General features: G+C 73.5%; 14 protein-coding genes. 11 read left to right on the top strand and 3 right to left on the bottom strand.

The features are described from left to right. Positions 1–69: 69 nt before the first annotated feature. The 11 genes from eccE (at position 70) to RI138_RS25650 (ending at position 14,132) form a co-directional block, all read left to right on the top strand. Positions 70–1,425: a type VII secretion protein EccE gene (gene eccE / locus RI138_RS25700; RefSeq protein ID WP_096632126.1), complete on the top strand. Its 1,356-nt coding sequence runs from the start codon at positions 70–72 to the stop codon at positions 1,423–1,425. Continuing rightward, on the top strand, positions 1,422–2,132 hold the full coding sequence (locus RI138_RS25695) for a hypothetical protein (protein ID WP_311121794.1): 711 nt from the start codon (positions 1,422–1,424) through the stop codon (positions 2,130–2,132). Before eccE ends, RI138_RS25695 begins: the two co-directional genes overlap by 4 nt. A gap of 86 nt (positions 2,133–2,218) precedes the next feature. Next, positions 2,219–2,452 (top strand): DUF397 domain-containing protein, encoded by a 234-nt coding sequence (locus tag RI138_RS25690; RefSeq protein ID WP_096632122.1) that lies wholly within the window; start codon positions 2,219–2,221, stop codon positions 2,450–2,452. Positions 2,453–2,844: 392 nt separating this feature from the next. Next, a complete protein-coding gene (locus RI138_RS25685; protein WP_311121793.1) occupies positions 2,845–5,871 on the top strand; it encodes an SCO5717 family growth-regulating ATPase in 3,027 nt (1,008 codons plus the stop codon). Positions 5,872–6,066: 195 nt separating this feature from the next. Beyond that, the gene (locus RI138_RS25680; protein WP_311121792.1) at positions 6,067–7,941 is read left to right on the top strand and encodes an ABC transporter substrate-binding protein; all 1,875 of its coding nucleotides are present in this window, start codon (positions 6,067–6,069) and stop codon (positions 7,939–7,941) included. Between the two features lie 3 nt (positions 7,942–7,944). Continuing rightward, complete coding sequence (locus RI138_RS25675) at positions 7,945–9,036, top strand: ABC transporter permease (RefSeq protein WP_311121791.1); 1,092 nt, start codon at positions 7,945–7,947, stop codon at positions 9,034–9,036. Then, a complete protein-coding gene (locus RI138_RS25670; protein WP_311121790.1) occupies positions 9,033–9,962 on the top strand; it encodes an ABC transporter permease in 930 nt (309 codons plus the stop codon). The genes RI138_RS25675 and RI138_RS25670 overlap by 4 nt, the downstream gene beginning before the upstream one ends. Next, positions 9,908–11,080 carry an oligopeptide/dipeptide ABC transporter ATP-binding protein gene (locus tag RI138_RS25665; RefSeq protein WP_398863722.1) on the top strand — a complete coding sequence of 391 codons (1,173 nt, stop codon included), beginning with the start codon at positions 9,908–9,910 and terminating at the stop codon, positions 11,078–11,080. Before RI138_RS25670 ends, RI138_RS25665 begins: the two co-directional genes overlap by 55 nt. Further along, positions 11,077–12,084: an ABC transporter ATP-binding protein gene (locus tag RI138_RS25660; RefSeq protein ID WP_311121788.1), complete on the top strand. Its 1,008-nt coding sequence runs from the start codon at positions 11,077–11,079 to the stop codon at positions 12,082–12,084. Before RI138_RS25665 ends, RI138_RS25660 begins: the two co-directional genes overlap by 4 nt. A gap of 99 nt (positions 12,085–12,183) precedes the next feature. Then, a complete protein-coding gene (locus tag RI138_RS25655; protein WP_311121787.1) occupies positions 12,184–12,807 on the top strand; it encodes an ArsR/SmtB family transcription factor in 624 nt (207 codons plus the stop codon). After that, positions 12,804–14,132, top strand: coding sequence for an MFS transporter (locus RI138_RS25650; RefSeq protein WP_311121786.1), 1,329 nt, complete (start codon positions 12,804–12,806; stop codon positions 14,130–14,132). The genes RI138_RS25655 and RI138_RS25650 overlap by 4 nt, the downstream gene beginning before the upstream one ends. 26 nt (positions 14,133–14,158) lie before the next feature. Here the strand turns inward: RI138_RS25650 and RI138_RS25645 are convergent, their stop codons facing one another. Genes RI138_RS25645 through RI138_RS25635 form a run of 3 tightly spaced genes read right to left on the bottom strand, consistent with a single transcriptional unit; the run spans position 14,159 to position 19,953 of the window. Then, positions 14,159–15,289: an XdhC/CoxI family protein gene (locus RI138_RS25645; protein ID WP_311121785.1), complete on the bottom strand. Its 1,131-nt coding sequence runs from the start codon at positions 15,287–15,289 to the stop codon at positions 14,159–14,161. A 49-nt stretch (positions 15,290–15,338) separates the two neighbouring features. Continuing rightward, positions 15,339–16,295, bottom strand: coding sequence for a bifunctional riboflavin kinase/FAD synthetase (locus RI138_RS25640; protein ID WP_311121784.1), 957 nt, complete (start codon positions 16,293–16,295; stop codon positions 15,339–15,341). A gap of 43 nt (positions 16,296–16,338) precedes the next feature. Beyond that, the gene (locus tag RI138_RS25635; protein ID WP_311121783.1) at positions 16,339–19,953 is read right to left on the bottom strand and encodes a serine protease; all 3,615 of its coding nucleotides are present in this window, start codon (positions 19,951–19,953) and stop codon (positions 16,339–16,341) included. Between the last annotated feature and the right edge of the window lie 49 nt (positions 19,954–20,002).

Raw genomic sequence — 20,002 nt, 5'->3', positions numbered from 1 at the left:
TAGGGTGACGACCCGATCAACACCCGTGCAGAAAACGGTGAATACGGACACGAGGGGGGCAACGCGGCAATGGGTGCAGCTACGCGCGAGCGTGCCGGGCGAGCCAGCCGTAGAGCCTCCGGCAGTTCCCGGAGGCAACGCCGCAACGAACCCTCCCCGACGCCCGCCGCCCCGCCCTCCGCCGCCCCCGCGCAGAACGCGCCCGCCGCGACGACGCTCCGCTCGATCTCGCGGACCGGCCGGGTACGTCCCGTGCTGCGGCAGCTGGTCATCATCGAGGCGGCTCTCGGGGTGGCCGCCGTGGGCGCGGCGCTCGGCGGGGCGTGGCTGGTGCCCGCTCTCGTGCTTGTCTGTCTGCTGTTCGCCCTCGCGGTGGTACGCCGTCGGGGCCGCGCGCTCCAGGACTGGCTGTCGACCGCTCTCGCGCTCCGGGCCCGGCGGCGGGCCGCCGCCGCGCCGCCCTCGGACGGGGAGCCGATGCTCGCCCCGGTGGCGGAGAACGTTCCCGGATTCGGCCCGCAGGTCCATGTGGACCGCGCCCACCGGACGGTGGGCATGCTCGGTGACGGTACGTTCCTGACCGCCGTGGTGCGCGTGCAGGCGAGCGGCGAGTCGCTCCGGCCCGCGTTCGGCGCACGGTCGCTCCCGCTGTCGCTGCTGGGCGACGCGCTCCAGGTGGACGACATCGTCCTGGAGTCCGCCCAGTTGGTGCAGCAGGTGCGGTGCGCACCGGCCCCGCATCTGCCGCGGCAGTCGGTGGCCCGGCTCTCGTACGCGCCGCTTCAGGACCAGACCGGTGCGCCCGCTCTGCGCCTGACGTGGGTGGCGGTGAAGCTGGATCCGGAGCTGTGCCGCGAGGCGATCGAGGCGCGCGGCGGCGGGATGGACGGCGCGCAGCGCTGTCTGGTGCGGGTCGCGGACCATGTGGCGAGCCGGATCACGGGCGCCGGCTTCCGGGCCGCGGTACTCGACCAGGACGAGCTGAACTCCGCCGTGGCCACCTCCGCATGCGCCAACCCCATCCTGTCGGGCCGGGCGGGCCGGCCTGACGCCGCGCCGCAGCGCCGTACGACGGAGACCTCTCGGGTCTGGCGGTGCGACGACCGGTGGCACACCACGTACGCGGTGGACCGCTGGCCCGAGCTGGGCCGTGGTGCGACGCCGCTGCCGCAGCTGGTCGCGCTGCTGACCTCGGTGCCCGCCTACGCGACGACGTTCAGTCTGACCGTGCGGCGCGGGGCGCGGCAGGGCTCGACGAGCGTGGCCGGTCATGTGCGGGTCACCGGTGGTTCGGACACGGAACTGGTGAGCGTGCGAAGGACTTTGGAGCAGGCCGCCCGGCACGCCAAGGTGGGCCTGGCACGGCTGGACCGCGAGCAGCTGCCGGGCGCCCTGGCCACGCTCCCGCTGGGAGGCGCGCAGTGAGCAGAAGGACCGAGCCCCGGCGCGGGCTGCGCGGCCCCCGCCATGCGGGCCACACCGTGGCCGCCGACCACCTCGGCGCGCTGTCCCTGCCGGTCGGTGACGACGGCGTGATCATCGGCAACGACGCGGACGGGCGCCCGCAGCTGATCGGCTTCCACCGCCCCGTTCCGTACGACGTCACGCTGATCGGCGGCCTGTGGACCGCGCAGGTGCTGGCGTTGCGCGCGGCGGGCACCGGTGCGCGGGTGGCGGTCGAGACCGGGCGGGTCCAGGCCTGGACGACGCTCGCCCAGGCGGCGGGCGCCGGGCTGGAGTGCGTGTCCCTGTACGACGTGGGCCGCGTTCCGCCGACGGGCGCGACCGTGGGCAGCCCGGTGGTCGTGGTGCGGGACTGCGGCATGCGGCCACCGCGCGGCCGGGTGGTGTCCTCGCCCTGGCAGTCCGTGCTGACCCTGCTCCCCTATCTGAGCCCCGTCGCACCGCGGTTGATGCGTGCGTCGGCCTTGGTGGGCATCCAGCGGGTGTCGCCCGCCGAGGCCGAGCAGATCGGCCGGATCCTGGGGCTCGCGCGGGCCGAGTACGAGGCGCTCCCCACCCTCGCGGACGGCGTCACGCTCTGGGTGGCGGGCCGCGAGCGCCACTGGGTGATGACGAGCGGTACGGACGCCGAGACGGGTCTGCTGGGCAACGCTCGCCGGATGGACTGATTCCTGGCCCGTTCGGGCCACGGACGCTCCTCTCGCCAGGGACCATGGATCACGCAAGGAAACCGTTCGACCGAAGGGACGTCGTCATGGGCACTCAGCAGGAAAAGGACGAGCTCTACGCTCTCGACATCTCGGATGTGAAGTGGCTCAGCGCACCCGGCACCGAGGACGCCGAGGAGCGGGTCGAGATCGCGCATCTGCCGGGCGGTGCGGTCGCCATGCGCTCCTCCCTGGACCCGGACACCGTTCTGCGGTACACGGAGGCGGAGTGGACGGCGTTCGTCCTGGGTGCGCGCGACGGTGAGTTCGACCTCACGTAGGCGCACCGTAGGCGCACGACGCCCACGAAGGGGGCGCCGCACGGGCCGCCGCAACGGGCTGCCGTAACGCGCCCCCCTTCATACGGGCACACAACGGACACACAACGGACGGACGATGTCCGCACATGAACTGAATTGACCGCCTCGCCGACACTCCTCCTGTCGCACTTGGTTCAGCCGAGAAGCGACACCTGGTCTTCGGGGCGGCCTTTGACGTGCGATACGCCCTGCCTGAGTTCCCCCGATGGCGATTAGGGTGGGTGGGGGCGCGGCAGAGAACCTGCGAGCAGGTGATGCGCGTCGCAAGGGGGAGAGCCGGGCGGACCGGACATCGGGAACGGTCGCCCCCACCCACCACGGCACAAGGGTGCTCGACCACATCAGGAGGCAAAGTGAACGGCGATCGGGACGAGATCCGCGGCGGATGGAACACGCCCGTCGACGAGTCGTCCGACGCGGATCCCGCCGAGATGACGGGTGAGTTCACCATCGACTACACCCCTCCCGCCTGGTACACGCAGAACGCGGCGGGGGACTCGTCGGGGGGAGCGGGATCGCACCTGGCGCCGCCTCCGCCGCCGAACGGGGCACCCGTGTCGGCGCCCGGCCTGCCTCCCCACGGCGGCTTCGACCCCAACTGGGCGGCCGCGCCCCCGGCCCCCGTCGAGCCCGCCGCCCCGGCTGCCCCCGTAGCACCGGAGACGCCCCCCGCGCAGGCGAGCTCCGTGGGTCCGGCCGCCTCGGCCGAGGAGTCCGGCGATCCCGGCGATCCCGGTACGTTCGGTGGCGGTGACGTGGAGAGCGGCGCGACGATGCGGTTCTCGTCGGCGGCGCTCAGGCGGGAGATCGCGGAGCGCGACGCCAAGGCCGCCGCCGAGGGCGGGGCCGGGGCGAAGGCGAAGACCGACGCCGAGACCGACGCCGATGCCGCCGACGCAGTCGAGACCGGGGCGAAGGCCGGTGCCGGGGACTCTGCCTCTGTCTCCGGTACGGACTCCGAAGCCTCTGTCTCCGGCACGGACTCCCATGTCTCTGCCTCCGGTACGGACACGGGCTCCGCGGCTCTCTCGCGTACGGACCCGGAGACGGGCTCGACGGACGCCTCTGTCGCCCCGGATGCCTCGGATTCCGACGACGCACCCGCCGCCGCGGCGGACGCCGCCCCCCAGGACGCTGTCCCGCAGGACTCCGTGCCGCAGGACGCTCCTGTTCCCAGCGCGGACGCCCCGCAGCCCTCCGCCGCGCCGGTGCCGTGGTCACCGCCCGCGCAGGGCGGCGCGCTGCCGCCGCTGCCGCCCGCCTTCCAGCCCGCCGCCCCGGCGCCCTCCGCCCCGCAGCCCGCGGCGCAGTGGCCCGCACCCGCGCCGACGAACGAGGTGCCCGGCGGCTACGGCTTCCCACAGGCGGCCCAAGCACCTCAGGCACCTCAGGCCCCCCAGCCTCTGCCGCCGCAGGCCCACCCTCAGGCCGCTCAGGGACCGGGCGGTTACGGCTTCCCGCCCCAGGGAGCCCAGGGCGGCTACGGCTTCCCCCAACCGCAGCCTCAGTCTCAGCCCGGCCAGGCACCCCAGCCCCCGCACGCACCCTTCCCGGCACAGGGACCGGGACCAGGTCAAGGACCGGCCCAGGCCCAGCCCCCCGTCCCCGCCCAGGCCGCACCGAATCCGCCCGCGGCCCCCACCGGCCCGCAGCAGCCGGAGCCGTATCAGCAGCCGCACCCGGGGCAGCCCCAGCCGCCCCACCTCCCGGCCCAGCAGCAGCCCGGGGCCGTCGACCCCCGTACGGGCGGGGCCTGGCCCACCCCGGTCGCGCACGACCAGCGTGAGCGTTCGGTGCCGGGTGCCCCGCTCGGGTACACCGCGGCCGTCGAGCTCTCCTCCGACCGGCTGGTGCGGGGCAAGCAGAAGGCCAAGAGCAGCCGTAACCCCTCCGCCACCTCCCGGTTCAGGCTGGGCGGGAAGAAGGAGGAGGCCGAGCGGCAGCGCAAGCTGGATCTGATCCGTACCCCGGTTCTGTCCTGCTACCGGATCGCCGTCATCAGCCTCAAGGGCGGCGTCGGCAAGACCACCACGACCACCGCGCTGGGCTCGACGCTGGCCACCGAGCGGCAGGACAAGATCCTCGCCATCGACGCCAACCCGGACGCGGGCACGCTGGGACGGCGGGTGCGCCGCGAGACCGGGGCGACCATCCGCGACCTGGTCCAGGCGATCCCGTACCTCAACTCGTACATGGACATCCGCCGGTTCACCTCGCAGGCGCCCTCCGGTCTGGAGATCATCGCCAACGACGTGGACCCGGCGGTCTCCACGACGTTCAACGACGAGGACTACCGGCGCGCGATCGAGGTGCTCGGCAAGCAGTACCCGGTCATCCTCACCGACTCGGGCACCGGGCTCCTCTACAGCGCGATGCGCGGGGTGCTGGACCTCGCCGACCAGCTGATCATCATCTCGACCCCCTCGGTCGACGGCGCGTCCAGCGCCTCCACCACGCTGGACTGGCTCTCGGCGCACGGGTACGCGGACCTGGTGCAGCGTTCGCTCACCGTCATCTCGGGGGTCCGCGAGACCGGAAAGATGATCAAGGTCGACGACATCGTGCAGCACTTCGAGACGCGCTGCCGGGGCGTCGTCGTCGTGCCGTTCGACGAGCACCTGGCGGCGGGCGCCGAGGTCGACCTCGACATGATGCGGCCCAAGACCCGTGAGGCGTACTTCCACCTCTCGGCGCTGGTGGCCGAGGACTTCGCGCGGGCCCAGCAGCAGCAGGGGCTGTGGACGGCGGACGGCCAGAACCCGCCGCCGCAGTACGCACCGCCGATGCCCGGCCAGCAGGGCTACCCGGCACCGGGTCAGCCCATGCCCGGCCAGCCCCAGCCGGGACAGCCCGCACAGCCCTCGCAGCACGGCCTGCCCGCACAGCCCGGAACGGGCCAGCAAGCTCCGGGCCAGGCTCCCGGACAGCATGGCCCCGGCCAGGTTCCCGGTCAGCCGATGCCCGGTCAGTTCGCCCCCGGTCAGCAGCCGTACGCACCTCAGCAGCCCGGTCCCGGCCGGCCGCACCCGCAGCAGTACTCCGGGCAGCCGCAGCCCCAGCCGGGACAGCAGCCCCACCCCCAGCAGCCCTACGGCGGACAGCCCCCGTACGGGGGATACCAGGCGGCCGGTCAGCCGGGCGCGCCGCAGGGGCCCTACCCCTCGCAGCCCGCACCGGGCGGACCGCAGAACGGGTGGCAGCAGTCGCCGCCCCCGCCGGACCTGCCGGGTGCGCCCGGGGGCGGTGCGCCGCAGCCGGGGCAGCCGGAGCAGCAGGGCGGGCAGGCCAACCCGGCAGGCCAGCCCGATCTTCAGGGTCAAGTGCCGCCGGCCGGGTGGCAGCAGTCGCCGCCGCAGCCGCCGCAGGCACCTCAGCAGTAGGGGCCAAAAGGTTGAGACCAATGAGGGCCCGCACCGCTCACGCGGTGCGGGCCCTTGTGCTATTCCCGCAGCCCACACACGGTTTGACACACCGTTGACGAGGCCCGACAGCGCTGATAGACCTCGCTTCACCAACTGGCGAACCAGAGATCTGCCCGCCTTCTCCCAGCGAGTGATGACGCGAGGTCCCCGTCCATGGTCACAAGAGTTCCCGCCCGCTCCTTTCGGCCACGCCGACACCTGCGCCTCCTGGCGGGCTCGGGCGCGGTCGCCCTGGCGCTCGCCGCCGGCTCCGTCGTACCGGGAAACCCGCTCGCGCCCGCGCCCTCCGAGGCCCGTGCCGACGACGGGAAGACGACACTCACCGTCGCCGTCGCGCAGAGCGTCGACTCGCTCAGCCCGTTCCTCGCGCAGCGGCTGGTCAGCACGAGCATCCACCGGCTCATGTACGACTACCTCACCAACTACGACCCCAAGGACAACAAGGCGATCCCGGGCCTGGCCACCGAGTGGGAGCCCTCCGCGGACAAGCTGACGTGGACGTACACGATCCGCTCGGACTCGAAGTGGTCCGACGGGCAGCAGGCCACCGCCGAGGACGCGGCCTGGACGTTCAACAAGATGATGACCGACGAGGGTGCGGCCACCTCCAACGGCAGCTTCGTCGGCAACTTCGAGAAGGTGACCGCGACCGGCAAGGACAAGCTGGTCATCAAGCTGAAGGAGCCGCAGGCCACGATGGCCGCGCTCGACGTCCCGATCGTCCCGAAGCACATCTGGGAGAAGGTCGGCGACTTCTCGAAGTTCAACAACGACAAGAACTTCCCCGTCGTGGGGAACGGTCCGTTCATCCTGACGGACTACAAGGTCGACAGCTATGTGAAGCTCAAGGCCAACAAGGACTTCTGGCGCGGCTCCCCCAAGTTCGACGAGCTGGTCTTCCGTTACTACAAGGACCAGGACGCGGCCGTGGCCGCCCTGCGCAAGGGCGAGGTGTCCTTCGTCGCGGGCAGCCCCAGCCTCACTCCCGCCCAGTCCGCCTCACTGGAGACCGCCCCGGACATCAAGGTGAACGACGCCCCGGGCCGCCGCTTCTTCGCGCTCGCCGTCAACCCCGGAGCCCGTACGAAGGACGGTACGAGATTCGGTGACGGGCACCCGGCGCTGCTGGACCAGAAGGTGCGGCACGCGCTGTTCATGTCGGTCGACCGCAAGACCATCATCGACAAGGTCTTCCAAGGCCACGCCGTCGAGGGCGAGGGCTACATCCCGCCGCGCTTCGGCGACTACTTCTGGAAGCCCGCGGACGGCCAGAAGCTCGCCTACGACCCGCAGAGGGCGGCCACCCTCCTCGACGAGGCCGGGTACGAGAAGAACGGCCAGGGCAAACGCGTCGGCAAGGACGGCAGGCCGCTCGACTTCCGCATCCTGTGCCACGCCACCGACCCCAACGACAAGGCGATCGGCAAGTACCTCCAGGAGTGGTGGGGCGAGCAGGGCATCGGACTGAAGGTCGACTGCCTCGACAACGTTTCCGACCCCTGGTACGCGGGGGAATACGACCTGGCGTTCGACGGCTGGTCCGTCAACCCCGACCCCGACTTCGTCCTGTCGATCCACACCTGTGCCGCGCTGCCGTCCAAGGCGAAGCAGTCGGCGGCGACCGACAACTTCATCTGCGACAAGCAGTACGACGAGCTCTACACGAAGCAACTGGCCGAGTACGATCCCGCCAAGCGGGCGGATCTGGTCAAGCAACTGGAGTCGCGGCTGTACGACACCGGGTACATGAACGTCATGGCGTACCCGAATGCCGTCGAGGCGTACCGCACCGACCACATCAAGTCCATCACCACCATGCCGTCGGACGCGGGCAACATCTACGGCCAGGACGGCTACTGGAGCTGGTGGTCGGCCGTCCCGGCCGCCGGGGCCTCCTCGTCGTCCTCCGACTCCGGTGGCAGCTCCACCGGGGTGCTCGTCGGGGTCGGGATCGCCGTCGTCGTCCTCGCCGGTGGCGGACTCCTGTTCGCCATGCGTCGCCGCTCCACCGCGGAAGACCGTGAATAGTCCATGAGCACAGAAAGCACTCCCGCGCTGCGCCAGGGCGCGGCGGGCGTGGAGAGCACGGAATCCGACGGCCCGGCTCCGGCCGGGCCGTCGGCCCGCGGCCCACGTTCCCGTACGACCGCCGCCTACGCCCGCTACGCGGCGGGCAAGCTGGCCGGTGCGGCCGTCTCCCTCTTCGCCGTCCTCGTCACCAGCTTCTTCCTCTTCCGGCTGATCCCCGGCGACCCGGTCAAGCAGATGACCGGCGGCCGTCAGGTGTCGACGGAACAGATCGCGTCGATGCGCCGCGAGTTCGGCCTCGACCTGCCGCTGTGGCAGCAGTTCACGCAGTACTGCGGCAAGGCGCTGACCGGCGACTTCGGTACGTCGTACCAGTTCCGTGCCCCCGTCATCGACAAGATCACCGAGGCGCTGCCCGCCACCCTGCTGCTCACCGGCACCGCCTTCGCGATCTACACCCTGCTCGGCATCTGGCTGGGCGCCCGGTCCGCCTGGCGCAACGGCAGCGCCGGGGACCGGGCCAACACCGCCTTCGCCCTGACGCTGTACTCGGTGCCCTCGTTCTGGCTCGGGCTGCTCCTCATCATCACGCTGTCGGTGGGCATCGGCCCGGTCCCCGGGCTCTTCCCGACCGGAGGCATGGAGTCCGGCAACACCGAGGGCTTCGACCGGGTGCTGGATATCGCGCACCACATGGTGCTGCCGGTCCTCACCCTGGTCGCCGTGGAGTACGCGCGCACCCTGCTGGTGATGCGCTCCTCGCTGCTGGACGAGATGGGCAGCGACTATCTGACCACCGCCCGTGCCAAGGGGCTGCGCGACGATCTCGTACGCCGCAGGCATGCCGTGCCGAACGCGATGCTGCCGACCGTGACCCTGCTCTTCGTGAACCTCGGTACGACGGTGGCGGGGGCGATCCTGGTGGAGACGGTGTTCTCCTGGCCGGGGCTCGGCGGGCTCTTCTACCAGGCGCTGAGCGTGCCCGACCTGCCGTTGGTGCAGGCGCTGTTCTTCGTATTCGCCGCCGCGGTGATCCTCATGAACACGCTGGCCGATGTGATCTATCCGCTGCTCGATCCCCGGGTGGGCCGATGACTGTCTCGACCGACGAACCCGAAGCCGTGCCGGTGGCGGGCCCGCGCGCGCTCGCCCGGGCCCGGCGGCGGCAGGCCGCCCTCCGCTTCTGGCGGCAGTACCGCGCGCACCGGGCCGGGCTCGTCGGCCTCGGCGTGCTCGTGGTCATCGCCCTGCTGGCGCTGGCCGCTCCCCTGCTGGTGGGCGCCGACTCCAGGAGCGTGACCGGCGCGCCCGGCGGCCCGATGGAGGCACCGAGCGGCGAATTCCCCCTCGGGACGGACCAGTTCGGGCGCAGCCTGCTGGCCCTGATGCTCTGGGGGACCCGGGTCTCGCTGACCGTCGGACTGCTGGCCGCGTTCCTCTCCGTGGCGATCGGCACCCTGATCGGGATCACCGCCGGCCACTTCAAGGGCTGGTACGCCACTGTCGCCATGCGGATCACCGACTGGTTCCTGGTGATGCCGACCCTGGTGCTGGCCATCGCGCTGGCCACGGTCCTGTCCCGGTCGATCTGGACGACGATCCTTGCGATCGGTGTGACGACCTGGCCGACGACCGCCCGTCTGGTCCGGGCCCAGACGCTCTCCGTCGAATCCCGCCCGTACATCGAACGCTCGCGGGCGCTCGGCGGCGGGCACGGCCACATCATGTCGCGTCATGTCCTGCCCAACGTCATGCCGCTGGTGCTCGCCCAGACCACACTCGTCATCTCCACCGCCATCCTCACCGAGGCGACCCTCGCCTTCCTCGGGCTCAGCGATCCCACGATCGTCTCCTGGGGCGGGCTGCTCCAGGACGCCCGCGAGGCGGGAGCGGTCAGCTCCGGCAACTGGTGGTATCTCGCTCCGCCCGGACTCGCCATCGCCGTCGTCGCCCTCGCCTTCACGCTGTGCGGCCGCGCCATCGAGTCCGTGCTCAACCCGAAGCTGGGGGTGCCCCGTTGACGGCCACGACCACGACGACCACTCCGAATCCGGACCCGTCCGCCTCGCCCGGCCTGTCGAAGCCGGTCGGCGATCCCCCGCTCCTGGAGCTGCGGGACCTCACCGTCACCTACGGCAGCGGCAGCGACGCCGTCCCCGCCGTACGGGGTGTCGATCTGCGGGTGGAGGCCGGGCAGAAGCTCGGCATCGCCGGGGAGTCCGGCTGCGGGAAGTCGACGCTGGCCCTCGCGCTGCTGCGGCTGCTGCCCGCGACGGCCAGGCTGACCGGCGAGATCCTGCTGGACGGCGAGGACGTCCTGACCATGAAGTGGGGGCGGCTGCGGGCGGTCCGCTGGGCGGGCGCGTCGATCGTCTTCCAGGGCGCGATGCACTCACTGAACGCGGTGCACCGGGTGGGCGACCAGATCGCCGAGCCGATCCTGCTGCACAGCAAGGCCACCCCGGCCGCCGCCCGCAGGCGCGCCGGTGAGCTGCTGGAACAGGTGGGTCTGCCCGCGGCCCGGGCCCAGGCGTACCCCCACGAGCTGTCCGGGGGGCAGCGTCAGCGCGTGATGATCGCGATGGCGCTGGCCTGCGATCCGCGCCTGATCGTGGCGGACGAGCCGACGACCGCGCTGGACGTGATGATCCAGGCGCAGATCCTGCGCCTGATCCAGCAGCTGGTCACGGACCAGAAGGTCGGGCTCATCATGATCAGCCACGACCTCGCGGTGCTAGCGGACACCTGCGACCGGCTCTCGGTGATGTACGCGGGCCGGGTCGTCGAGGAGGGCCCCGCCCGGCAGGTGTACACGGACGCCCGCCACCCGTACGGCAAGGCGCTCTCCGCCGCCTTCCCCAGGATCGGGGACCTCTCCTCCCGGCGCGCCCCGCGCGGGCTGCCGGGCGATCCGCCGGATCCGGCGGCGCTGCCGGGCGGCTGTACGTTCCACCCCCGCTGTCCGGTGCCGCTGGACACCTGCGCGACGGAGGACCAGGAGCTGCGGGAGGCGGGGGGTGACCGCCGGGCGGCCTGCGTGCGGGTGGACGACACCCCCACCGCACCCCCTCCGGCCTCCCAGGCCTCCCCCGGAGCCGACGGAACAACCAGGGCCGACGACACGAGGAGTACGACATGAGCACCGCCCCTCCGGTCGCCACCGCTCCCCTGCTCAGCGCCGAGGCCCTGAAGGTCGCCTTCCCCGGCCGGCGCGGGGCCGCCACCGCCCGGGCCGTCGACGGCGTCGACCTCGACATCCGGCCCGGCGAGATCGTCGCCCTGGTCGGCGAGTCCGGCTGCGGCAAGACGACGCTGGCCCGGTCCCTGCTCGGCCTGGTCCCGCCGACCGCGGGCCGGGTCACCTTCGGCGGCGCCCCCCTCGACTACACGGGCCGCGCGCTGAAGGCGTACCGCAAACGCGTGCAGCTGGTCCTCCAGGACCCCAGTGGCTCGCTCAACCCCCGGCACACGGTGTACGACGCGGTGGCCGAGGGGCTGCGCATCCACGGGTACGCGGGGGACGAGCGGGCCGCCGTCCAGGAAGCCCTGTCCCGGGCGGGGCTGCGGCCTCCGGAGCGGTTCTTCCTGCGCTTTCCGCACGAGCTGTCGGGCGGTCAGCGCCAGCGCGTCGTGATCGCCGGGGCGCTGGTGCTGGAACCGGAGCTGATCGTGGCCGACGAGCCGGTGGCCTCGCTGGACGCGTCGGTCCGGGGCGAGATCCTGGCGCTCCTGCTGCGGCTCCGGGACGAGCTGGGGCTCTCGGCGCTGGTGGTCACGCACGACCTGGGGCTCGCCTGGAACATCGCGGACCGGGTGGCGGTGATGTATCTGGGCCGGATCGTCGAGACGGGCCCGGTCGAGCAGCTGCTCACCGCCCCTCAGCACCCGTACACCCAGGCCTTGTTGTCGGTCCTGCCCGAGGCGGAGGGCGAACCGGTGGTGCTGGCCGGCGAGCCGCCGGACCCCTCGAAGGTGCCCTCCGGCTGCCGTTTCCACGTCCGGTGCCAGGTGCTCGCCTCGGGCGATGCGGAGCGCGCCGGGGTGGCGGAGGCCTGCCGCACGGTGGACCTGCCGGTGCTGAACGGCGGGGCGGACACGCAGGTGGCGTGCCACTGGGCGACGGCGTGCGGCCAGGGGACGTAGCGAGTTTTTCACCCGTCACCATCAACTGCCGCACAACGGCAAAGAGTTCTTCGCGAACGACCCTTCGCGAAGAACTCTTTGCGGTCTACGCTGTGCCGTATGACAGATGCGCTGGAGAGGCCGGACAGCACTGCCGCCGATGAGGAATCCGTCGTTCTGGACGCCAAGGGGCTGCGTGCCCTGGCACATCCGGTACGCGTGCAGCTGGTCGGACTGCTGCGGAAGTACGGCCCGTCGACGGCCACCCGCCTCGCGGAACGACTGGGGGTGAACTCCGGGACGGCCAGTTACCACCTGCGTCAACTCGGCGCGGCGGGCTTCGTCGAGGAGGACACGGAACGCGGCAACGCGCGTGAGCGCTGGTGGCGCTCGGTGCACCGGACGACCTGGTTCAACGATCCGGGGCTGGCCGAGCAGGAGCCGGAGGCCGCACTGGCCTACCAGCAGTCCGTCGCCGCCATCTACACCCTGCGCACGCAGCAGACCCTGAGCGGGCTCGGGACGATGCCCCGCGCCTGGCGGAACACCTTCGACATGAGCGACTGGGCCCTGCGGCTCACCCCCGAGGAAACCGCCGCCCTGTACCGGGAGTTGACGGACGTCATCTCGCGCTACCGGCGGGACACCCCCGAGGCGGCCGCGAGTGCCCCCGAGGGTGCCGAGCGGGTCGGCGTCATCACGCACATCCTGCCCGAGCTGGACACGTCTGCGGAGACACCGTGACACCGAAAGCGCCGACCGTTTCCGGCAAGCGGTCCTTACGGCCGCTGGGCGGGGTGCTCGCGGCCGTCGCCGTGTCCCTGACCGGTACGCGGATCTCCTTGGTGGCCCTGCCCTGGTTCGTGCTCGTCACGACCGGCAGCGCGACCCGGACCGGTCTTGTCGCCTTCTGCGAGATGACGCCCTACGTGCTGGTCAAGGCGTTCAGCGGCCCCCTGGTGGACCGGATCGGCCCGCGGGCCGTCTCCTGGACCACGGATCTGGCCAGCGCGGCCGCCGCCGCGTCGATCCCCCTGCTCCACGCCCTGGACCTGCTGTCCTTCCCGGTCCTGCTGGGCCTGGTCGCGGTGATCGGCGCGGCCCGTGGCCCGGGCGATCTGGCCAAGGAAGTCATGGTGCCGGAAGCGGCCGAGCGCGGCGGGATACCGCTGGAGCGGGCCACCGGACTGTCCGGTGTGGTCGAGCGGCTGGCCTCCACCGTCGGCCCGGTGGCGGGCGGCGCCCTGGTGGCGCTGCTCGGCCCCTTGCCCGGCCTGGTCCTCAACGCGGGCTGCTTCGCCCTCGGCTCGGTGATCGTCGCCGTCGTGCTGCCTCGCGGTATGGGGCGTCCGGCCGTGGATACCTCAGCAACGGCCAACGGGACGGAACCGGGCTATTGGCGCCGGTTCGGCGAGGGCTTCGCCTTCCTGCGGGGCGAGCCGTTACTGCTCGCCGTCATCGTCATGGTCGCGATCACCAACTTCCTGGACGCGGCGATGGCCACCCTGCTGCTGCCCGTCTGGGCCAGGGAGTCCGGGAACGGCCCGACGTCGATCGGCCTGATCGGCAGTGTGATGGGAGCCGCCGCGGTCGCCGGGAGCCTGATCGCCGCGATGGCCGCGCACCGGCTGCGGCGCAGGGTGGTGTTCCTCGGCGGATTCCTGCTGGCCGGGGCGCCGAGATTCCTGGTCCTCGCCGCCGACGCCCCACTGGGGGCGGTGCTGGCCGTCTTCGCCGTCAGCGGGTTCGGGGCCGGGTTCATCAACCCCGTGGTGGGGGCCGTCCTCGTCGAACGGGTGCCGCGCCGGATGCTGGGCCGGGTCAAGGCGCTCAGCAACTCGCTGTCCTGGTCCGGTATCCCGCTCGGCGGGCTGGTCGCCGGTGCGGCGGTGACCGCCGTCGGGCTCACGCCGGTGCTGCTCGCCTGCGGGGCGGCGTACTTCCTCACCACCCATCTGGCCGGGCTGCGGCCTGAGTGGCGCGAGATGGACCGCCCGGGTGGACGGCGTGTCCCGCGGCCGCGTGCCGGGGAGCATCCCGTGGCGGACGGTACGAAGGCCGGACCCTGACGCCCCCGTCGGCCCGGGGTTCCCTGTCAGCACCCCGGCCCCCTGTGGTGGATCGCCCCCGACAGCTCGCCGAGCGGGCGGCCCGTGCCGCCCCAGCGGTGCTGGATGATCTCGGCGGCGATGGAGACCGCCGTCTCCTCCGGCGTACGGGCTCCGAGGTCGAGGCCCACGGGGGAGGCGAGGCGCGCGAGGTGGGCCTCGTCCACGCCCGCCGCGCGCAGCCGGGCCAGGCGGTCGCGGTGGGTGCGGCGGCTGCCCATCACCCCGATGTACGCGGCGGGCGTGCGCAGGGCCGTGGTGAGCAGGGGGACGTCGAACTTGGGGTCGTGGGTGAGCACGCAGATCACGGTGCGGGCGTCGACCTCGGTGGACTCAAGGTAGGTGTGCGGCCAGGCGCACACGACCGCGTCGGCGGTGGGGAAGCGCTCCCGGGTGGCGAAGGCGGGGCGGGCGTCGCAGACGGTGACCCGGTAGCCGAGGAAGGAGCCGATGCGGGCGGTGGCCGCCGCGTGGTCGATGGCGCCGAAGACGAGCATGCGGGGCGGTGGGGCGTACGTCCGGACGAAGACGGCGACCTCCTGCATCCGGCGCTGGCCGTGCGCCCCGTACCACTGGATGCCGGTGAGTCCCTGGGCCAGCAGCCCGCGGGCGTCGTCGGTGACGGCCGCGTCCAGCCCCTCGGTGCCGAGCGTGCCGAGGGGTGCGGTCGCGGGCCCCTGGCCCGAGGGGCGGACGACCAGGCGGGCCCCGGTCTCCGCCTGCCCGGACAGGACCGTGGCCTCGGCGACCGGCAGATCGGCGGCGATCAGGTCCAGGACGGCCGAGAGGCCGGTCCGTTCGGCGGCGGTCGCGTAGGCGCGTACCAGCACCTCGATCGTGCCGCCGCACGTCAGCCCGACGCCGAACGCCTCGTCGTCGCTGATCCCGTACGACACCACGCGCGGCCCCGCCCCGGCGAGCACCTCGCGGGCCACCTCGTACACATCTCCCTCGACGCAGCCCCCGGAGACGCTGCCGACCACGGTGCCCGCCGCGTCGACCGCCAGCACCGCACCCGGGTCGCGGGGTGCGCTGCCGTGCACGGCGACGACGGTCGCCAGGGCGAAGGGGACGCCGTCGGCGCACCGGGCACGGAGGTCGGGCAGGATGTCGCGCACCCTGTCAGCATCCGCCGTCCGCGGGCGGACCGCACGGGGAGGGACGGCGTCAGTGCGTGCGGGCGTAGGCGGCGGTCAGCTCGCTGGAACGCTTCACGTCGGCGGCCATCGCCACCAGCAGCTCGTCGATCGAGTCGAACTTCAGCATGCCGCGTACGTACGCGAGGAAGTCGACGGCCACGTGCAGCCCGTACAGGTCGAGGTCGACGCGGTCGATGGCGTACGCCTCGACGGTCCGCTCGGTGCCGTCGAACTGCGGATTCGTGCCAACCGAGATCGCGGCGGGCATCGACTCGCCGTCCACCTCCAGCCAGCCCGCGTAGACGCCGTCGGCGGGGATCGCGGTGTGCGGCAGGGTCTCGACGTTGGCCGTGGGGAAGCCCAGCTCGCGGCCGCGCTGCGCACCGCGCACCACGATGCCCTCGACCCGGTGCGGGCGGCCCAGGATCTCGGCGGCTCCGGTGACGTCGCCCTCGGCGATCAGCCGGCGGGTGAGGGTGGAGGAGAAGGGCTGTCCGCCGCCCGCCTCGCCGGTGACGTACAGGTCGATGACCTCGACGGTGTAGTCGTAGGTGGCGCCCAGCTCGGTCAGGAAGGCGACGTTCCCGGCGGCCCGGTGGCCGAAGCGGAAGTTCGGGCCCTCGATGACGGTCTTCGCGTGGAGCCGGTCGACCAGCACCTTCGCGATGAAGTCGGCGGGCGACAGCTTGGAGAACTCGGTGGTGAACGGCAGGATCAGCACCGCGTCCACGCCCAGCTCCGCCATCAGTTCGGCGCGGCGGTGGTGCGGGGCGAGCAGCGGCGGGTGGCTGCCGGGGCGGACGACCTCGCTGGGGTGCGGGTCGAAGGTCACGACGACCGACGGGATGCCCAGCTCACGGGCGCGCTCGACGGCCCGGCCGATGATCAGCTGGTGTCCGCGGTGCACGCCGTCGTAGGAGCCGATGGTGACGACGCTGCGTCCCCAGTCCTGGGGGATGTCCTCCAAGCCACGCCAGCGCTGCACTGTGACCGCTCCTCGCCCGAACCTGTGTACGTGTGTCTGTCGATTACGCAGGTCTAAGACTGCCATGCTCACGTCCCGCCGCCTGCATCGGCATCGGCATCGACGGACGTGATGTCTCCAACGCCTCCACCGTGCGCCGGGCGCTCGGTCCCACGACCGCCGCCCACTCCTGAGGGGCGTCGGCCAGCCAGCGCGTGACGAGGGCGGCGAACCCGGGCACGTCCCGGGCCGCTTCGACCAGGCCGCGGTCGAAGCGGGCGGCGCCCTCGGGGGTACGGACGAGCAGCATCCCGGTGCGGTGGACGAGTGCTCTCGTACGGATCTCCGGGCGGTGCCCCGAGCCGTCGGCGGCGGCCCGGAGCAGGGCCTCCAGCACATCCGGGTCCCGGCCGGTGACCTGCTCGAACTCCAGCAGGACCTCCAGAAGCTCGGCCCGCAGCGGCCGGGACGCGGTGCTCCCGGACCCGGCGAGCACCCGGGCGAGCGCGGCGCGCACCGGCGGCGGCGCGGGGCGGTCCCGCAGCAGCCCGGTCACCAGCGGCAGCAGCAGGGCGCGGGCGGCCGGGCCGTGCTCCAGCCGGAGGTCCACGTACTCCGCCGTGTGCGTACCGTCCTCGGGGTGGGCGTCGATGTACTCCCGTACGAGCCCGGCCACGTGCAGCGCGAGGGCGGGCGTGTCGAGCCCGGCCAGGGCCCGCAGCACCGCTCCCCCGCCGTCGCCGGGGCGGGCCAGGCGGGCGCGGAGCGCGGCGAGGACCGGCTCGGGGTGGGCCGGGAAGACCTCGGCGAGCAGCTCGACGGGGAGCCGGGGGTCCCCGGCGGCGAACACGCGCAGGGCCGCCGGTAGGTGGCGGTTCCTGGTCCCGGGGTCCCGGACGAGGAGGGTGAGGGCGGCCGCGTGCAGGTCGCCGTCCTCCGGGCGGGCGAGCAGGATCTCGGCGGCGGAGCGGAGCAGGGCCAGGTCGCCCTCGGCGGTGACCCGCTGCTGGAGCAGTCCGGCGTACCGGGCGGCGGCGGAGCGGCGGGCCGGGCGGTCCTCGTCGCGGGCCCAGCGCTCCACGGCCCGGCAGAGCGCGGTGGGCTCGTCCTCCGCGAGGGCGGCGAGCAGCTCGCCCGCCCGCTGGTGCGGGGTGGCGATCAGCGCGTCCGTCAGCTCGTCGACGGCGAGATCCCGACGGGCGTACAGCAGGGCCTGCGCGGCGTCGGCGACCGTGGGACGCAGCGGCACGTCCGGCGGCGCGTCGGGGCCCACCATCAGCGGGCGTTCGTCGGTGAACCAGCGGCACAGCAGCGGCTGCACGGCGGGCGCGTCGAGCGTGAGGCGCCGGGCCACGGCGTCGAGATACCGTTCGTCGCCGTCGGTGCGGGGAACCCCGTCGGCGGGCACGAGGCGGCGGAGCAAGTCGATCCGGTCCTCCTCGGGCAGCCGCAGCCGCCGCCAGAACCAGGGCCCGAACTCCCCGTACGCACCTGGGCCTTCCGATCCTCGGGCCGCGGAGCGCCGGGTGATGCGCCCGGCGAGAACCCGCAGAACGCCGAGATACGGGCGGGCGTCGGGCACCCTGAGCAGACTGCCGCCGAGCAGGTGGGCCGCCCACCAGGCAGCGTCCTCGTCCCGGGGCCCGTCGTCGGTCCACAGCCGGTCCAGCGCCTCGATGAGGTCGGCCATCCGGTGCGCCAGCGCGGCCGTGCCCTGGCGCCGGCCGAGGAGCACCATGGCCTGGATGACCGGCCCGATCCGGTGCCGGGGCACGGGAAGGCTGCGGGGCTCACGGCCGGTGTCGGGGCCCGCCCCCGGGTCCGCCCCGACGCTCTCCCGGTACGGGTCCCCGTCCAGGCCGCCGCTCCCGCGCCGCGGGGCTCCCTCCCGCCCGCCGCTCCCCCGGTGCCAGCGGTGCACCAGGGACCGCAGGGCCGCGTCCAGGTCGAGGTGGGCGCCCTGGACCCAGTCGCCGAGCTCCTCGTGGGCGAAGCGGTAGCCCGCGCCCGCGGGGACGAGGAGACCTTCGGTGAGCACGGCGGAGGCCCAGCCGGTGCGCCAGGGGAAGATCTCCTCGAAGGCGGCCCGGTCCAGCTCGCCCTGGCCCGGTCCCAGGCAGCGGCGGGCCGCCTCGTGGGCCTGGCCCGCCACCCGGGCCGCCAGGCGGCGCACGGCGGTGCCCCGGGGGTGCTCGTCGGCGGCGGCCGCGATCCGGACCGCGATGCGCACGCACATCAGGTCGAGGTGCGCGCCGAAGACGTCCTCGGTGTCGGGGCGGCCGGGGACGCCGGGGGGCAGCGCGGCGCGGACCTCGGCGAGCAGCCGCAGGGTGAGCGGGTGCCGGTCGTGGCCGGGGGCGAGGGCGGTCGGCGGGATGCCGTAGCGCTCCTTGGCCTTGTCGGCCTGGTCAGGGGTGAGGTCGCCGAGACGGAGGGCGGGCGGCAGTCTGCGGGCGGGGCGGCGGGGGCGGTGCAGGGCCCCCGGCGGGTAGAGGGCGCCCGCGGTCTCCCAGTGTTCGGGGCGGCAGGCGACGACGAGGCGGACCCGGTGCTCCCGGAGCCAGGCGGCGGTGCCGGCCGTCCAGTCGGCGAGGTGGTGGGCCAGCAGCGGTGGCATCTCCTCGGGGCCGTCCAGGACCACGAGGAGCGGGTGGCCCGCGTCGGCGGCCAGGCGGGCGATGCGCTCCGGGGTGGCCGTGGCCATGTCGCCGCGGGCCCCGGCGGCGGTGACGATGCGGGCGGCGCGGGCGAGCGTGCGGCGCGCGGCGTCGGCGATCGAGCTGTCGTCGGCCAGCAGGTCCGCGCCGCGGAGCCAGAGCGTGGGGGCGGGCGCCCGGCCCTCGGCGCGGCGGGCGGCGAGGGCGGCCAGCTCGGTGGTGCGGCCGGTGCCGGGCGCGCCGACGAGGCCCAGCACCAGGCCCGTACCGGCTTCGAAGGCGGTGAACTCCGCGCTGACGTCGTCGCGCTCGACCGGGGCGGTGCGGGCCTTCGGGCCGTCCGCCGAGCCGACCGATGTGGCGGTGAGCTGGAGGGCACCGGCGAGGTTGAGGTCGGGGCCGTAGCCGGGGGCGGCGAGGGCGTTGCGGCGCAGCAGGGCGTCCAGCGTGCCGTCGGCGCCCCGGGCGATCGGCAGGGCGAGCCCGGCCGCCTCGTGCGGGGTGGCCAGGGCTGTGCACAGGACGCCGAGGACCACGCCGGTGACCGGGTCGGTCACCGGCCCCCCGATGGCCGCGCCCCCGGAGCGCAGGGCGTCACGGCCGTCGGTGCCGAGCGCCAGCTCCAGGGCGGCGGCCACCGGGTGCGCGCCGTCCGGGGCGGTGTAGGTGGCGGGGGTGGTGCCGAGGACCCGGGCCTCACGCCGTCCGTGGGCGGCGATGTCCACATAGCCGCCGGGCTCGGCCCGGTCCCGCACGGCGATGGGCAGGGGTTCCGCGTCGAGCGCGTCGGGACCACCGGTGCGCAGCAGGGCCAGGCCCAGGGCGGGCAGTGCGGTGATGTCGTCGGGGCCGACGGTGCAGGTGCGGCCGTCGGTGCCGTGGAGGAGGAAGGGCGCCGGGGAGGCGACGGCCTGATGGGCGGTGACGACGGTGCCTCGGTCGTCCGCGACGAATCCCGCTCCTCGCGGCCGGCCGGCCTGATCGCAGATTCTTACCAGCTTCGACCGGTCCCCGCTGCCCATGGTCCGACGTTAGGACGCCGGTGATCTCGGCAGGAACGAGGACGGGGAA

Origin of the sequence: Streptomyces durocortorensis, from assembly GCF_031760065.1 — a bacterium.
Taxonomy (GTDB): domain Bacteria; phylum Actinomycetota; class Actinomycetes; order Streptomycetales; family Streptomycetaceae; genus Streptomyces.
The sequence above is the reverse complement of the archived record's forward strand: the minus strand, read 5'-3'. Positions and strand labels throughout refer to the sequence as shown.

Bases quoted from the DNA above. Each gene is read 5' to 3' on its own strand.
- RI138_RS25680 (WP_311121792.1), top strand. From the start codon at position 6,067: ATGGTCACAAGAGTTCCCGCCCGCTCCTTTCGGCCACGCCGACACCTG.
- RI138_RS25655 (WP_311121787.1), top strand. From the start codon at position 12,184: ATGACAGATGCGCTGGAGAGGCCGGACAGCACTGCCGCCGATGAGGAA.
- eccE (WP_096632126.1), top strand. From the start codon at position 70: ATGGGTGCAGCTACGCGCGAGCGTGCCGGGCGAGCCAGCCGTAGAGCC.
- RI138_RS25690 (WP_096632122.1), top strand. From the start codon at position 2,219: ATGGGCACTCAGCAGGAAAAGGACGAGCTCTACGCTCTCGACATCTCG.
- RI138_RS25670 (WP_311121790.1), top strand. From the start codon at position 9,033: ATGACTGTCTCGACCGACGAACCCGAAGCCGTGCCGGTGGCGGGCCCG.
- RI138_RS25635 (WP_311121783.1), bottom strand. From the start codon at position 19,953: ATGGGCAGCGGGGACCGGTCGAAGCTGGTAAGAATCTGCGATCAGGCC.
- RI138_RS25675 (WP_311121791.1), top strand. From the start codon at position 7,945: ATGAGCACAGAAAGCACTCCCGCGCTGCGCCAGGGCGCGGCGGGCGTG.
- RI138_RS25660 (WP_311121788.1), top strand. From the start codon at position 11,077: ATGAGCACCGCCCCTCCGGTCGCCACCGCTCCCCTGCTCAGCGCCGAG.